Genomic DNA, 15212 nt, shown 5'->3' with positions numbered 1-15212 from the left:
TGGAACCTTCCCGAAACGACTCTAGCGGTGGCGGCCCTACAGACAGCCGGCTGGTTGCCATATGGATCGATGTATTACTGAAAACATGCGATGGTTGCAAATCCGCGGTCGCTGCCAGGTTGCGGACGGCATGGGTAAAACATTACTCCGACGATGTCGAAGCAAAGTAATTTAGGGGGATCCGCAGGAAAGAGCGACCGCACGGAGCGGCTGCGGGCAGGCGGCCGCCGCGGATGTTCACTTGCAGCGCCGCGAGCATCAGCTTGGGCAGGGGCAGTGTGGCATCGCGCTTCCTGCGTAGATCCACAAACGCCTCGCGGCCGCGGTCGCCTCCGACGTGGATATTGTCATCGCGATGCTTCGATACCGTCGCATGGCACTGCGCGTCACGGCCGTGCGGTGCATAGTCATGGCCCACGAAAAGTTCCGTGTCCCTCGGCAGGGCCAGCAGCGCCTGGATGGAATCGAACAACTGGTCTGCATCGCCACCGGGAAAGTCGGCACGCGAGGTGCCTGCATCCGGCATCATCAACGTGTCGTGCACGAACGCCGCGCGCTCGGTCACGTAGCTGACCGACGCCAGCGTGTGGCCGGGTGAGAACAGCACCCGCACCTGCGTGTCACCCACGCTGAACACATCACCATCAGCAAACAACCGGTCCCACTGCGATCCGTCCACCGGGAAATCGTCCAGGCAGTAGATGTCGCGCCACAGCTTCTGCACCTCGACCACGCGCGCGCCGATGGCGGTGGGAGCCTGCAGCTTTCCGGCCAGGTAGGGGGCTGCGGAGAAATGGTCGGCATGCGGATGGGTGTCCAGGATCCAGTCGACCTGGAGGCGCTGCTCCTTCACGAAGCGCAGGATCTGGTCGGCATTGTTGGTCGCCGTAGTCGCTGCGGCCGGATCGAAGTCGAGCACGGGGTCGATGATCGCCGCCTTGCTGGTGGCACGGTCGACCACCACGTACTGCCAGCTTCCCGTGGGCTTGTCCCAGAGCGTCGCGACGGCAATACCTCCCAGTTCGATCAGTTCCATGTTGGCATCCTCATGGCGGCTTGAATGGCGCCGTTGGCGGCGACGTGAGAAGCGACACACGTGGCGCATCGACCCTTGGGGCCGTGGAGCCTCCTGCGTGGCCATTACTGCGTTTTTGCAAATGGCAAAGCGGGTGGAACGCATCACATGCAGTCATGCCGGGTCAGCGCCGCACCTCATCGCTACGGTAGACGTATCGGAATCAACCGCTATGGACAATCTAAACGCGCGGATCGTGAGCCTGAGGTAAAGGAGGAAAGATTTGCCGTAGCGAGTTGGCCAATGCGTCTCCTGGTCGAGGCCCGCTGGATCCACATTCGATCGTTCAAAACATTCCCTGCAGCGTGCGAACACGTGTCAGGAATGGCCGGCGTTGGCTGCTGGCGAGATTTTCTGTCCGCTGTACATACTGGCAATGCAAGCGTTCTGTCACCTCACCGTGCGCTGCAGGCCTCTTGCTTCGCAACGGCGCGTGACTTCAGAGACGGCAACAGTGGTGCATCGTTTTGCGCAGTCTGGTGGTGAAGGCGGGTGCCTCAATGGTAGCCCTCGTCTGCCTGCACCTTGCCGCGAAATACCCGATACGAATACACGGTATAAGCGAGTACCGCCGGAATCAGCACCATCGCGCCGACCAGCACGAAACCCTGCGACGACGGCGGCGAGGCGGCCTGCCAGATGGTCATGCTCGGCGGCACAATGTTCGGCCACATGCCCACCACCAGGCCGACGAAGCCCAGCACGAAGAAGCACAAAGCGAGCAAGAACGGCTGTACCTCGCGATCCTGCAGCACCGCCCGCCACAGCCACGCTGCATTGAGCAAAGTCAGCATCGGGATCGGCAAAAGGTAGAGGAAATGCGTCCCGGTGAACCAGCGTGCCATCAAGTGCGAATCGAGGAACGGCAACCATGCGCTCACGATCAGCATGAAGCCGATCACCGCCAGCATCAGCGGCCGGGTGAGATCGAACGCGACGCGCTGCAGCCGTCCTTCGGTCTTGAGGATCAACCAGGTCGCGCCGAGCAGCGCATAGCCGAACACCACCGCCACGCCGGTCATCACTGCGAACGGGCTGAACCAGCCGAATGTGCCCTGGATATACTTGCCGCCGGTGAGCGGCATGCCCTCGACCAGCGCGCCCAGGATCAGCCCCTGCGCGAACGCGGTGAGCACCGAGCCGACGCTGAAAGCCACGCCCCACAGCCAGCGCGAGGTATGCGCCTTGAAGCGGAACTCGAACGCCACGCCGCGGAAGATCAGCGCGATCAGCATGACCAGCATCGGCAGGTATAGCGCCGAGAGCACTGCAGCGTAGGCCTTGGGAAAGCTCGCCATCAAACCCGCGCCGCCGAGTACCAGCCAGGTCTCGTTGCCGTCCCAGATCGGCGCGGCGGTATTCATCATGTGGTCGCGCTGGTGTTCGTCATCGGCGAACGGCAACAGGATGCCCAGCCCCAGTACGAAGCCGTCGAGCAGCACATACATCATCACCGCAAAGCCGATGATGAAGTACCAGACCACGGGAAGCACAGTTGCCCAGTCCATCCTCAATCTCCCATCGGATCGTCGGGCGCCGATAGCGGGCGCGAGGGTGTACGAAGGTGGCTGCCGTGCACCGGCGTGGCCGTCTGGTCGCGCTGCGGCGCCGGTAGCGGACCGTCGCGAAACAGCTTGAGCAGATACCAAAGGCCTGCGCCGAAGATGCCGAGATAGACCACCACAAAGGTGATGAGAGAGGCGAGCACGCTGCCGGCTGGCACTTTGCTCACCGCTTGCGCGGTGCGCACCAAGCCCTGCACCACCCACGGCTGACGCCCGACTTCGGCGACCCACCAGCCAGTCAGCAGTGCAACGAAGCCGGACGGGATCATCACCACCCAGGCTTTCAGGTACCACCGGCCGGACAACAGCGTGCCGCGCTTCCAGCGCCACAGCCCGATCAGGGCGAGCGCGAACATGGCCAGGCCGAGCCCTACCATGACACGGAACGAAAAGAACGGAATCGCCACCGGCGGGCGCTCATCCCGTGGGAAATCCTTCAGGCCCTTGACCTCTCCGTTCCACGAGTGGGTCAGGATCAGGCTGCCCAAGTGGGGCACGTCGAGCGCGTAGTGGTTGGTCTGCGCCTGCTCGTCGGGCCAGGCAAACAAGGTCAGCGGCACATTGCTTTCGGTGTCCCAGCGCGCCTCGATCGCGGCCAGCTTGGTCGGCTGGTATTCGCGCACCTTCTGCCCGGCCATGTCGCCGATCATGATCTGCAGAGGGATCACGATGGCAAGGAACGCCAGCGCGAGCTTGAGCGTCTTCCCGGCGCGATCGACGAAACGCCCCTGCAGCAGATAGACGGCCGAAGCCCCGCCCACCACCATCGCCGTCGAGATGAATGCCGCCAGCACCATGTGCGGCAGGCGCACCAGGAAAGAGGGGTTGAAGATCACCCGCCACCAGTCGGCCGGGTAGAACACGCCGTCGCGGATTTCGTAGCCGGCTGGCGTCTGCATCCAGCTGTTGGCCGACATGATCCAGAACGCCGAAAGCAGCGTGCCCAGCGCGACCATGCAGGTGGCCAGGAAATGCATGCGGTCACTGACCTTTTTCCAACCGAACAGCATCACGCCAAGGAACGTCGCCTCCAGGAAGAACGCGGTGAGCACTTCGTAATTGAGGAGCGGCCCTACCACGTTGCCGGCGACGATCGAGAAGCCGGCCCAGTTGGTGCCGAACTGGAAACTCATCACGATGCCCGAGACCACGCCCATGCCGAAAGCGACGGCGAAGATCTTGAGCCAGAAGAAATACAGGTCGCGCCACAGGTCGGTGCGCTTGACCAGCCACACGGCTTCGATGAAAGCGAGCCACGCCGCCGTACCGATGCTGAAGGCGGGGAACAGGATGTGGAAAGACATTACCCACGCGAACTGCAGGCGCGAGAGGAACTCGGCGGTCAACATGCTTCACTCCGGGGAAAGACGTGGCGCATTGTGGACACTTCCATGTGATCCCGCAGTCGTTTATTGCACGATGGCCGGCTACGGGCGATCCACCAACGCTAGCGATCTATACGCGGCATGTGCTCGCGTGGTGTGTCGTTTCGTACGACCGATGGCTTTGCCCTGTTGTCATGTGTGTTCCTCGGCCCAACCATTGACCATCGCGCGGTTACTTGGGGGGTATTCCTTGAGGCGCGCCATCATACGAGTGCGCCGGTATTCATTCTGTACATGCTCTACTCCGGATGACCGAGGCGCTCCGGCAGGTTTGCTGCTCGCGCGTGCCGGGGCATCATCAATGGTGGAGGGACTGGCAGACCACCAGGTCATAGGCGTGCACCACATGCGCAGGCACCCTCATCAACTGGCCCGGACATGGCGTTCCTAGCCTTCGGTTTGATCTTGGTCGAGCTGGCCGGCTGCGGGCTAGCGGACGCACTTTTCGGGTCGCCAGCCCTGAGAGCCCCCTACGCAGGCTGGTTCGTTCAAGTGCCCACCTCCGGCAGGCACACCTGCGCCATGCCGCCGAGTTGACGGTCAGCACCTGGCAATTCCCGCACACGGGCATGCTCGGCAGGCGTGGAATGGCTGGCCTCGCTGAAGCGTCAGGGCCCTTAGAAAGCCGCAAGTGAGCCCCGGAGGATCTCCGGCGGGCCGGGGTCCGCAGCGTTTGCACCGCAAGCTTGCCCGGTTTATATTCGTAGATGCGAATATACGAATAGGTGGTTGTATGCATCCTTGGCTCCTCGCCGCCGTCGGCGGCATCCTGATCGGCCTGGCGGCCGTGCTGATGATGGGCGCGTTGGGCCGCATTGCCGGCATCAGCGGCATTGCCGGCGGGCTGGTGACCCAGCGCATCGGCGACTGGCCGTGGCGGCTCGCGTTTGTGCTGGGCCTGGTGCTGGCGGCGCCGTTGCTGGGGCTGCTGCGCGGCGACAGCGGCGTGGGGATGCCGCAGGTGGGGTGGCCGTGGATGGCCCTGGCGGGCATTCTGGTCGGCGTCGGCACGCGCCTCGGCAGCGGCTGCACCAGTGGGCATGGCGTCTGTGGCATCGCCCGCTTTTCGCCGCGTTCTCTGGCAGCTACCGCCACCTTCATGGTGCTCGGCATCGGCACGGTAACCGTGGTGCGTCACCTGCTTGGAGGGCTCTGACATGAAGGTATTGGTTGCACTCGTTGCTGGCCTGCTGTTCGGCATTGGGCTGGTGCTGGGCGGGATGACCCGCCCGGAAATCGTGCTCGGCTTTCTGGATGTATTCGGCCACTGGAATCCGCAACTGGCCTTCGTCATGGGCGGCGCCGTGCTGACCACGGCGCTCGGGTACCGCTTGGTGCTGACCCGGCCGCAACCATGGCTTGATGCCACCTTCCAGCTCCCGACGGCCCGCACACTGGACCGTCGCCTGCTTGGCGGCGCGGCCATGTTCGGTGTGGGCTGGGGGCTCGCCGGTTACTGTCCCGGTCCGGCGCTGGCGTCGCTCACCGCGGGTGCGCCGGGACTGCTGCTGTTCGTGGCCTGCATGGTCGCTGGCTGGCTGTTGGTGGCGCGGCTGCTGCCGGCTCGGTCCTGATGTCTTTGTTTGAGGAACGTCCCATGCAACAACACCCCGAGGTCCAGGCGTTCTTCGACGAGGCGACCAACACCTTCAGTTATGTCGCGTGGGATCCGGCCACGCGCAAGGCAGCTATCCTCGATGCCGTACTGGACTTCGACCCGGTCTCCGGTCGTACCCGCCACGGTTCGGCTGACAAGCTGATTGCTTTCGTGCAGGCGCAAGGGCTGGAAACCGAGTGGGTGATAGATACCCACGTGCATGCCGATCATCTGTCCGCCGCGCCCTACGTGCAGGCGCGTCTGGGTGGAAAGCTCGGCATCGGCGAGCACATCCGCGCCGTGCAGAAGACTTTCGGCAAGCTGTTCAACGCGGGCACCGATTTCCAAGGTGACGGCAGCCAGTTCGACCATCTGTTCGCCGACGGCGAACGCTACCGCGTGGGCGGCATCGAGGCGGTCGCGCTGCACACACCTGGCCACACGCCCGCATGCATGACCCACGTGATCGGCAATGCCGCTTTCGTTGGCGACACGCTGTTCATGCCCGACTACGGCACCGCGCGTTGCGACTTTCCTGGCGGCGACGCGCGCACGCTGTACCGCTCGATTCGGCGCATCTTCGCGCTGCCGGACGCGACGCGCGTCTTCCTGTGCCACGACTACAAGGCGTCCGGGCGCGAGCAGTTCGCGCACGAGACGACCGTGGGCAAGCAGCGCCGCCACAACATCCACGTGCGCGAGGAGATCGACGAGGATCAGTTCGTGCGGCTGCGCTCGGAACGCGATGCGGCCCTGTCGATGCCCCGGCTGATGCTGCCATCGGTGCAGGTGAACATGCGCGCCGGCCACCTGCCGCCGGCGGAGGACAATGGCGTGCGCTATCTGAAGATTCCGCTGGACGCGTTGTAATCACCGGGCCGTCGCGGCGACCTGACCGCCCGCGGCCTGTCGCGGGCCACTTCCGAGGAGCAAATCATGGCGACCAAGAAGGTTTCGGAACACCTGAGCGTGTCGGCACAGATCGAAGTGGCCGACGTCGGCACGCTCGCCGGTCAGGGTTTCACCGGCATCATCAACAATCGCCCGGACGGCGAGGCCCCGGACCAGCCGACCAGCGCGATGATCGCCCAGGCCGCTGCGGAGGCAGGCCTGACCTACCGGCACATTCCCGTGGTTTCAGGTCAGCTGCGTGATGAGCAGGCGGCCGAGTTCGCCGAGGTGCTCGAGGAGGCCAGCGGACCGCTGCTCGCCTTCTGCCGCACCGGCACGCGCTCGATCACCTTGTGGGCGCTGGGTGCCGCGCGCCAGGGGCAGGGCGCGGCGGAGATCCTGGCCACGGCCAACCGCTGCGGGTACGACCTGACGTCGCTGAAACCGCGTCTGGAACGCTCAGCGAGTGGCGGATCGGAGGCAGTGCAAGGGTCGCCGGGCCGAACCGTGGATGTCTTGATCGTCGGCGGTGGATCGGCAGGCTGCGCGGTTGCCGCCAGCCTGCGCCGGCGCGATCCCTCCTTGAGCATCACCATCGTCGAGCCGAGCGAAAAGCACTACTACCAGCCCGCCTGGACGCTGGTCGGGGCCGGCTTGTTCGATACGGCGCGTACCGAGGTGGCGACCGCCCAGATCATCCCCGCCGGCGTGAAATGGCACAAGGGTGCCGTTGCCGCGTTCGAGCCCGACCGCAATGCGGTGGTGCTGGCCGACGGCGCCCGGCTGGGCTACCGGTATCTGATCGTCGCGCCGGGTCTGGTCCTGCGCTGGGAGCAGATCGAGGGTCTGGCCGAGACGCTCGGGCGAAACGGCGTGACATCCAACTATCGATTCGACCTGGCGCCCTACACATGGAAACTCGTTCGCGAGTTGGCCAGCGGTCGCGCGCTGTTCACCCAGCCGCCGATGCCGATCAAGCGCGCCGGCGCGCCGCAGAAGGCGATGTACCTCTCGTGTGATCACTGGTTCCGCAACGGCCGCACCGCTGCCATCGAGGTTCAGTTCCGCAGTGCCGGCGCCGTGCTGTTCGGGGTCAAGGAATTCGTGCCGCCATTGATGGAGTACGTGCGCAAATACCAAGCCCAGCTCTGCTTCAATTCCAACCTGTTTGCGGTCGATGGCGCAGCGCGCAAGGCTTGGTTCGAAGACAAGGATACCGCCGGCGGCACCACGCGCCATGCGGTGGATTTCGACATGTTGCATGTCGTGCCACCGCAGACTGCGCCGGACTTCGTGCGCTCCAGCCCGCTCGCTGATGAAGCCGGCTGGCTGGCGGTGGATCCGCAGACGCTGAGACATCCCCGCTACGCGAACATTTTCAGCCTTGGTGATGTCTGCTCCGCACCCAACGCCAAGACTCTGGCGGCCGTGCGCAAACAGGCCCCGGTCGTGGCCGAAAACCTGCTCGCCAGTCTGCATGGCCGCCACCGGCACGCCGTCTATGACGGCTATGGTGCCTGTCCACTGACGGTCGAGAAGGGCCGAGTGGTGCTTGCCGAGTTCGGCTACGGAGGCAAGTTGATGCCCAGTTTTCCGCTTGATCCCACCAAGGCCAGCCGACTGGCCTGGCTGCTGAAAGCCAACATTCTGCCGCCGGTGTACTTCCACATGGTGGTGCGCGGCCACGAGTGGCTTGCCAAGCCGGAGATGGTGGACGGACCCGCATGAGACACTCATGAAATCCGGCCGTCCCGTTGCAGCGCCGGGCTCACAGCGTAAGCGCGCCTTGCCACGTCCCGCGGAAGTGCTTTCGTCCGAAGCGATGCACCGCCACTCCGAGGAGGCGATTGCGTTGCTCAAGGGCATAGCCAGCCACAATCGGCTGCTGCTGCTCTGCCAGCTGGTGGAAGGCGAGCGTTCGGTCGGCGAGCTTGCGCAGGTGCTAAAGCTCTCCCAGAGCGTCGTCTCGCAGCACCTGGCGCTGCTGCGACGCGACCGCATCGTCAACGGACGTCGCGAGGCTCAATCGATCTACTACCGCATCAGCGACGAGCGCGCGCGTACGCTCATGACAACTTTGTTCGAGCTTTTCTGCATGCCGCAGGATTGAGCCATCTGGAGTGTCCATGGAACCCGTTCTTCTGACCCAGGCCTTGCTGGCCATCGTGTGTGGCTCTCTGGTCGGCTTTTCGCTGGCGCTGATCGGCGGTGGCGGCTCGATTCTGGCCACGCCGCTGGTGCTCTATGTGGTCGGCGTGCACGACCCGCACGTGGCGATCGGTACCAGCGCGCTGGCGGTGGCGGTGAATGCCTTCGCCAACCTGGTACCTCATGCGCGCGCCGGACACGTCCGCTGGAAGGCGGCCTTCATGTTTGCAGCGACCGGCGTGGTCGGCGCTTACCTGGGATCGAGCCTGGGCAAGGCGATCAACGGGCAGCACCTGCTGGTGCTGTTCGCACTGCTCATGCTGGTGGTCGCCGGCCTGATGTTGCGCGGACGGCGTAACGGCGAGGTGGATCGCTACCCGCTGCCGCACGTCTATCCGCGTCTGGGCGCTGTGGGCCTCGGCGCTGGCGGTCTGTCGGGATTCTTCGGCATCGGCGGCGGCTTCCTGATCGTACCGGGGCTGATGTTCGCCAGCGGCATGGAGATCATCAACGCAATCGGCACGTCGTTGTTCTCGGTGGGCGCCTTCGGGCTGACCACCACCTTCAACTATGCCGCCTCCGGCCTGGTCGATTGGCGCGTGGCGACCGAGTTCATCGGCGGCGGCATCGTCGGTGGCTGGCTGGGTGCGCTGGGCGCCCGACGGTTGGCGAAGACGCGCGGGGCGCTCAACCTGATCTTCGCCGCGGTGATCGTCGTGGTGGCCATCTTCATGCTCTACAAGTCGTTGCATGCCTGAGAGCGCGCAGGAGGCTATCATGCTGTTCCGTCAGTTGTTCGAACCGCTCTCCAGTACCTACACCTACCTGCTTGGCTGTGAGGACACCGGCCAGGCGGTGTTGATCGACCCGGTCGTCACGATGATCGAACGCGACTTGGCCGAGATACAGCGTTTGGTTCTGACCCTGGCATGGACGATAGACACGCACATCCACGCCGACCACATCACCGCGGCACGCGAGCTCAAGCAGCGCGTGGGCAGCCGCATCGCAGCGCCTGCGTTCGACCGCCTGCCATGTGCCGATGCAGGAATCGAGGAGGGACGTCCGTTCGAAGTCGGCAGCGTGCCACTTCAACCGCTGCACACACCCGGGCACACGGACGGCCATTTTGCCTACCGCCTGGCTGACCGCGTGTTCACCGGCGATGCGTTGCTGATCGACGGCTGTGGCCGCACCGATTTCCAGAACGGCGACGCCGACGCCTTGTTCCGCAGCGTGCGCGAGAAGCTGTTCGTGCTGCCGGGCGAGACGCTGGTCTACCCCGCGCACGACTACCAGGGCCGCTACGTTTCCTCGGTAGCGCAGGAGCAGAGCCGCAATCCGCGCCTGGGCGGTGACCGAACACTGGACGAGTTCCGGGCGATCATGGCCGGGCTCAACCTGCCTTACCCAAAGTTCATCGACCACGCCGTCCCCGGCAACCGGCAATGCGGAGTGTGCCCGCAGGATTTGCCCGAGCACCTGCGCGAATACTGCGCGAAGATCGCCCACAGCCCGCAGGGGTGAGGCGCGCTGGCACAGGGCGGACCTTCTCACGGGGCTGTTGATGGCCCAGGTGCGACTATTGCGCCGTCACGCGCGCGAGGTGCCCACTATGAATGATTCGACCGTTTCCGCAGCATCGAGCAGGAGCGACGCGGACCGCGTTCGCCGCTCCACATCCGCGGACATCAATCGCGAGATCGACCGGCAGACTGAAGCCAACATCCACCGCTACAGGCAGCTGGATCGCGCACAGATTACGGGCCGCATACAGGCCCTGGATGCCGAGTGGGATGTCGAGCGCGTTCTGGAGGTCAATGCCTCCACTCTGGCACTGTCCGGCCTCGTGCTCGGCGTGACGGTTGACCGCCGGTGGCTCTGGCTGACCGGCATCGTGTTGCCGTTCCTTCTGCAGCATGGCTTGCAGGGCTGGTGCCCGCCATTGCCGGTGTTGCGCCGACTAGGCATTCGCACTCGCGCGGAGATCGACCGCGAGAAGTACGCTTTGCTGGCTGCGCTCGACGATCGCCAGTCGGTTCACTGATTGACGGACAAGCCCGCGGGCGTGTCAAACCGCCTCATCGATGATGGCGCGCATGGTCTGCTCCACCTCGCGCGCGGCCGAGGCCACCGCCTGGTCGTTCGATACCAACGACAACAGATCCGTCGGGGGAACCATGCCGATGCACGTGCGGCCATCCTTCTGGTAGATGGAGAGCCGGCATGGAAGGACCAGGTTGAGTGTCATGTCCATCCCCAGCACCTGCGCCGCCTGGCCGGGATTGCAGACTTCCAGCACGAGGCAGTCATTCTCAAGCGTGTAGCCTTTGTCAGCCAGGGTGCGACGGAAGTCGTAGTGGTGCAGCAGCCCGAAGCCATGCCTTCGGATGCTTTCCTGCACAGCTTCGAAGGCCTCTTCTGTCGGTTTCGAGGTCGGCTTTTCGTAGATCATGCGTGGACTCCGGCAGCGGTTCATCTAAGCGCCGCTGAGCGTTTCCCAGTTGCGCGCGTGCGGGCGCCATCAATTATTCCGATGATCCAGCTTCAAGCGTGACGATGGCTTGATGATATGTCGTCTTAACTGTCCCGTGCGACACCAAGACTACGGCGCGGCAATGGCGACCCTTGGCAAAGGCGTCGTCAATCTGACAAACGACAGCGCGGCCAACGGGTGACGACCAACGTCGCTGGCTATTCCCGACGGGAAAGCGGCGGGCCGTTTCGTATCTATTCTGGCGGCTGCGACCAGTCCGGAAGTCGCTAGGCGGCATAATTCAACATTATCCCATTTCATATTCGCGCCGCCTCTAGCTGAATGCTTGCTGTTGTTTGTAATGTAATTACATGGTATGTAACACAGTACGTTAAAAAGGGGAGAGCACGGGTATGGCGCGTGCGGGCTTGTACAAGACCGAAGTCCAGAAGGCGCGCGATAGCCTCATCGCGCAGGGCAAGCACCCGTCCGTGGACGCCGTCCGTGTGGCCCTGGGCAACACCGGCTCAAAGACCACCATCCACCGTTACCTCAAGGAGCTGGAAGCGGAGGTAGCGACGGCGTCGACCTCCGACATCGTTATCAGCGATTCGCTGCGCACCTTGGTCGCCCAACTCTCAAGACGCCTTGCCGAGGAGGCCGACACTCGGATCGCCGAGGCCAAAACCAAGTTCGACGCCGCCGCTCAGAAGGCTGCCGAAGCGCTGGGCCATCAGGAACGCGAGGGTCGGGCGCTGAGCGATCGCCTACAGCGGACGGAGACCGCCCTGCAGGAGGAAAAGCGCGCCCATGAGGAGTCGCGGGGGCAACTGCACGAACGCGCCATCGCGATCAGCACCCTAGAAGAGCGGGCCATCGGCCTGGAGGCGCGGCTGGCCGAACAGGTCGCCCATGCCCAGTCGCTGGAGGGGAAGCACCAGCAGGCACGGGAGGCGCTGGAGCATTTCAGGCAGTCAGCCAAGGAGCAGCGGGAGGCCGAAGCACGGCGCCACGATCACCAGGTGCAGACTTTGCAGATCGAACTTCGCCAAGCCAATGAACTTGTATCCACTAAGAATCACGAGGTCATGCAGCTCAATCGCGACAACGCACGACTCACCGAACTACATGGTCACAGCGAAAACGCACTACGGACCTTGCGCAGGGAGTACGAGCAGGCGGCACGGACAGCCAAAGACGTGCCGCGGCTCAAAAAAGAGGCTGAAACCCTGGAGCAGAAGTGCGCCCAGGTCACGAACGAACGTGACCAACTCCGCGCCGATGTCGAACGCTACGTCGCGGAGCTGGCGGCCGAGCGCCATGCGCGTCTGGCAGATATCGAAGATCAGCGGCGGCGCGAGGCGCGTCTGACCGCGATCGAGGAATTCTTGGGCGAGCTCAAATCCAAGGAGCCCGTCAGCGAGCCATCCGAGTCGGAATGACGATCGGTCATGGCGCATCAAGCCGCCAATTTAGGAAATCGAAGGATCAAGAGGGGTTACGAGCGCAATTGCCGGTTTTTGGGCGAATCCCTGCCGACCCTCTGCATCGTCCTTCGTACCGGCCTTCCTGAAGGCGGGATAGAAGATCTCTTCCTCGATCGTGGTATGGACCTCCAGGTCGACGCGGATTTGTGCGAGCAGCTCGCTGCGCGTCTTCGCGGCGCGGGTGGTCGTTTTCGCAAGCTCGGCGAGCAGTTCCTTGACCTTCTTGTGATCGGCTTTCAGCAGTTGGATGGCATCCACGGGGCGCTCCGGTTCTGGCGGGGGAGGGAGTGGCGAGCATTCCATCCCAGGCGTGAATCCGGTGTCCCGCGAAGGCCCGGCCATCATCACGCCATCGCAGCGAATCGGGCCTGATCCGGCCATCGGCAGCGGGGCCCGCGACCGCGCGTGCACGCCGGCCCCACCGAGGCTTCACCCGGCAAAACGCAGGCTGCCATCGTTCCCTCCACACACGAGCAGCAGGCATGGCAACCCACGACCGCAAAGACCGGCAACATCCCGGGCGCAAGAACGACAGGGAGCCACCGGAGACTCCCGAAACGCGGCGGCAACGCAAGAAGAAGGAAAGCGAGAACCAGGACGAGGCACTGGAGGAAACCTTTCCGGCCAGCGATCCTGTCTCGCCGTTCATCCCGTCCAAACCGCCGGAACCGGATTGAGCGAGAACATCGCCGACAACGGAGTACGCGCACAACTGCGCATGACCCAGGTCGAACACCTCGACCAGGCAAGAACGATGTCCTTTGAAGGCGATGGCTCTTCCAACGTCCGGAAGAAGCTGATTGGCACCTGGCGAGGCAGCGGCGGAGAGGGTCGATGCGCCGCTGGAGGACGGTTGCCGTGGAGGCTGTCGCCTTCTATCTTTAATTTCGCATAATGTATATTATGTAAAATATAGAATACATCATCGAGGCATCGACCTCCACACGCTATCGGCACGTGCTCTTGTCGATCTCGGTCGACTCTGTGCCGGGCACACGCTCGCGAAAGAACGGCATCTAGCGCCGGGCGCCCATTGTGGCTGGCGGACCTTCACCCTCGCCGACCTTGCGGCGTTGGCGAGAGGCAACCCTCAGGCGCTGCCCATTGTCCGGGTCGCTCTCGTGCGGCCGACCCGCTGCAACCAGTCGTAACCGTCGTCGGAACTCAGTCCGCCCATGCTCGCGGTGTCCTGACGGGAGGCGTCGCGACTGGCACGGCCGGAGACGCCGCGCTGATGGTGCTGGTATGGCTGCCGCGGTTTCTGTCTGTTGTCGCGTGTCATGGTGTTGAGTCCTGTGGACGAGGCAATGACCGGTCAACGAGCACACCGGTCCGGGCGTGACCAGGGAATCAGGCCGGAATGGCCCGGGATCAATGGCGCTGCGGTGATCGCACCGTTCCCGGCAAGAAACAGCGGTGGGCTGGCGGACTGTTCGCCCGGGGAAACACACCGGTCATCAGTCACGGGTTTTGCCGAGGGGGATCGGCACCATCTGGCTGCCGAGTTCTTCGGAAATCCCCGCCATGAACAACAAGATCGTGTTCTTCCTGTGGCTCGTCGCCGCCGGCCTGCTGGCGACCCTGCCGGCAGGCGCGCGCGCAGCGACTCTGGGCGATGGCGACTACGCCAGGATCGGCGTGCCGGATCTGCGGCAGGCCTCGGCGTTTTTCCACGACGTGCTGAATTGCCGCCCGGTTGGCGACCCCGCGCCAATCGCGGCGGGGGCATCAGGCTCCCGCCTGCTTTCCTGCGGCAGCGGTTCGATGCTGGAATTGTTCGTCGAGCGTGGCCACTCCCCTGCCCGCGGCTCGGCCGCCACCGGCGAGACCTTGCAGTTCCTCGCAGATGGCACCCTGCGCACCGATGCCTGGCTTCGGCAGCGTGGCGTCATCGTCAGTGGCGCACCACACCGGCTGACTTCCGGTCCGTGGGCTGGCCGCATGGCGCTGGACTTCGTGGCGCCCTGGGGCATGCGGATGCGGCTGCTCGGCAGCAAGCCGCCGGATACCGCCTACGGTGATATCGACACCGTGGCGGCGGCGCCGCGCGGCCACTAGCGCCTGGCGCGGAAGAAGTCGCGCAGCATGCGGGCCGATTCCTCGGCCAACAGCCCCCCGGCCACCTCGATGCGATGGTTGTGCCGCGCGTCGATCAAGGTATCGAACACGCTGCCGGCCGCGCCGGTCTTGGGATCGGCGGCGGCATAGACCACGCGGCTGATGCGTGCGTGGATCAGCGCCATCGCGCACATCGAGCACGGTTCCAGCGTCACGTACAGCGTGGCGCCGGACAGCCGGTGGTTGGCGAGCTGCTCGCCGGCGGCGCGCATGGCCATCACCTCGGCGTGGGCGGTCGGATCGTGCAGGGTGATGTTGCGATTCCAGCCCAGCCCCACGACTTCGCCGTTCAACACCAGCACTGCCCCCACCGGCACCTCGTTCTCGCTGTCGCGGGCGTGCGCGGCCAGTTGCAGCGCACGCTGCATGTGGCGCACATCGGCGGGTGAGAAATCACTTGAGGTTTCCGATTTTTCGTCTTTCATCTCAATAAGTTGCCGACTTTATCTGGGAAAGATTGGAGCCAAGCT

At 64.2% G+C, this 15212-nt stretch carries 17 protein-coding genes; 11 read left to right on the top strand and 6 right to left on the bottom strand.

Translation table 11 applies throughout. The annotated features are described in order from the left end of the window. Positions 1-142 precede the first annotated feature (142 nt). The 3 genes from ACVCL9_RS04810 to ACVCL9_RS04800 all read right to left on the bottom strand — a co-directional run bounded on the left by ACVCL9_RS04810 (position 143) and on the right by ACVCL9_RS04800 (position 3986). Entirely contained in the window at positions 143-1036 is an 894-nt protein-coding gene (locus tag ACVCL9_RS04810; RefSeq protein ID WP_447098924.1) for an MBL fold metallo-hydrolase, read from the bottom strand. Between the two features lie 536 nt (positions 1037-1572). Then, positions 1573-2583: a cytochrome d ubiquinol oxidase subunit II gene (cydB, locus tag ACVCL9_RS04805; protein WP_447098925.1), complete on the bottom strand. Its 1011-nt coding sequence runs from the start codon at positions 2581-2583 to the stop codon at positions 1573-1575. A 2-nt stretch (positions 2584-2585) separates the two neighbouring features. Then, the gene (locus ACVCL9_RS04800; RefSeq protein WP_447099454.1) at positions 2586-3986 is read right to left on the bottom strand and encodes a cytochrome ubiquinol oxidase subunit I; all 1401 of its coding nucleotides are present in this window, start codon (positions 3984-3986) and stop codon (positions 2586-2588) included. A gap of 772 nt (positions 3987-4758) precedes the next feature. Between ACVCL9_RS04800 and ACVCL9_RS04795 the strand changes: the two genes are divergently transcribed. The 8 genes from ACVCL9_RS04795 to ACVCL9_RS04760 all read left to right on the top strand — a co-directional run bounded on the left by ACVCL9_RS04795 (position 4759) and on the right by ACVCL9_RS04760 (position 10708). Further along, entirely contained in the window at positions 4759-5181 is a 423-nt protein-coding gene (locus ACVCL9_RS04795) for a YeeE/YedE family protein (protein WP_447098926.1), read from the top strand. Between the two features lies 1 nt (position 5182). Beyond that, positions 5183-5599 carry a DUF6691 family protein gene (locus ACVCL9_RS04790; RefSeq protein WP_447098927.1) on the top strand — a complete coding sequence of 139 codons (417 nt, stop codon included), beginning with the start codon at positions 5183-5185 and terminating at the stop codon, positions 5597-5599. A 23-nt stretch (positions 5600-5622) separates the two neighbouring features. Then, positions 5623-6492, top strand: coding sequence for an MBL fold metallo-hydrolase (locus ACVCL9_RS04785; protein WP_447098928.1), 870 nt, complete (start codon positions 5623-5625; stop codon positions 6490-6492). A 66-nt stretch (positions 6493-6558) separates the two neighbouring features. After that, entirely contained in the window at positions 6559-8241 is a 1683-nt protein-coding gene (locus ACVCL9_RS04780) for a TIGR01244 family sulfur transferase (RefSeq protein ID WP_447098929.1), read from the top strand. Between the two features lie 7 nt (positions 8242-8248). Beyond that, positions 8249-8623, top strand: a complete 375-nt coding sequence (locus ACVCL9_RS04775) for an ArsR/SmtB family transcription factor (RefSeq protein WP_447098930.1) — start codon at positions 8249-8251, stop codon at positions 8621-8623. A 16-nt stretch (positions 8624-8639) separates the two neighbouring features. Further along, on the top strand, positions 8640-9419 hold the full coding sequence (locus ACVCL9_RS04770) for a sulfite exporter TauE/SafE family protein (RefSeq protein WP_447098931.1): 780 nt from the start codon (positions 8640-8642) through the stop codon (positions 9417-9419). Positions 9420-9438: 19 nt separating this feature from the next. After that, positions 9439-10188 carry an MBL fold metallo-hydrolase gene (locus tag ACVCL9_RS04765; RefSeq protein ID WP_447098932.1) on the top strand — a complete coding sequence of 250 codons (750 nt, stop codon included), beginning with the start codon at positions 9439-9441 and terminating at the stop codon, positions 10186-10188. Between the two features lie 88 nt (positions 10189-10276). Then, complete coding sequence (locus tag ACVCL9_RS04760; RefSeq protein WP_447098933.1) at positions 10277-10708, top strand: YgaP family membrane protein; 432 nt, start codon at positions 10277-10279, stop codon at positions 10706-10708. Positions 10709-10732: 24 nt separating this feature from the next. Here the strand turns inward: ACVCL9_RS04760 and ACVCL9_RS04755 are convergent, their stop codons facing one another. Then, positions 10733-11116, bottom strand: coding sequence for a DUF302 domain-containing protein (locus ACVCL9_RS04755; protein WP_447098934.1), 384 nt, complete (start codon positions 11114-11116; stop codon positions 10733-10735). Between the two features lie 449 nt (positions 11117-11565). Here ACVCL9_RS04755 and ACVCL9_RS04750 point away from each other — a divergent pair, with 449 nt between their 5' ends. Then, positions 11566-12579, top strand: a complete 1014-nt coding sequence (locus tag ACVCL9_RS04750; RefSeq protein ID WP_447098935.1) for a DNA-binding protein — start codon at positions 11566-11568, stop codon at positions 12577-12579. Between the two features lie 30 nt (positions 12580-12609). Here the strand turns inward: ACVCL9_RS04750 and ACVCL9_RS04745 are convergent, their stop codons facing one another. Then, positions 12610-12882, bottom strand: a complete 273-nt coding sequence (locus tag ACVCL9_RS04745) for a hemerythrin domain-containing protein (protein ID WP_447098936.1) — start codon at positions 12880-12882, stop codon at positions 12610-12612. Positions 12883-13106: 224 nt separating this feature from the next. Here ACVCL9_RS04745 and ACVCL9_RS04740 point away from each other — a divergent pair, with 224 nt between their 5' ends. Then, a complete protein-coding gene (locus ACVCL9_RS04740; protein WP_395118438.1) occupies positions 13107-13301 on the top strand; it encodes a hypothetical protein in 195 nt (64 codons plus the stop codon). Between the two features lie 847 nt (positions 13302-14148). After that, positions 14149-14682, top strand: coding sequence for a VOC family protein (locus tag ACVCL9_RS04735; RefSeq protein WP_447098937.1), 534 nt, complete (start codon positions 14149-14151; stop codon positions 14680-14682). Here ACVCL9_RS04735 and tadA read toward each other — a convergent pair. After that, positions 14679-15167, bottom strand: coding sequence for a tRNA adenosine(34) deaminase TadA (gene tadA / locus ACVCL9_RS04730; RefSeq protein WP_447098938.1), 489 nt, complete (start codon positions 15165-15167; stop codon positions 14679-14681). The genes ACVCL9_RS04735 and tadA overlap by 4 nt on opposite strands. Positions 15168-15212 lie beyond the last annotated feature (45 nt).

The organism is Rhodanobacter sp. UC4438_H5, from assembly GCF_052978405.1.
This window is presented reverse-complemented; position numbering and strand designations above follow the sequence as displayed.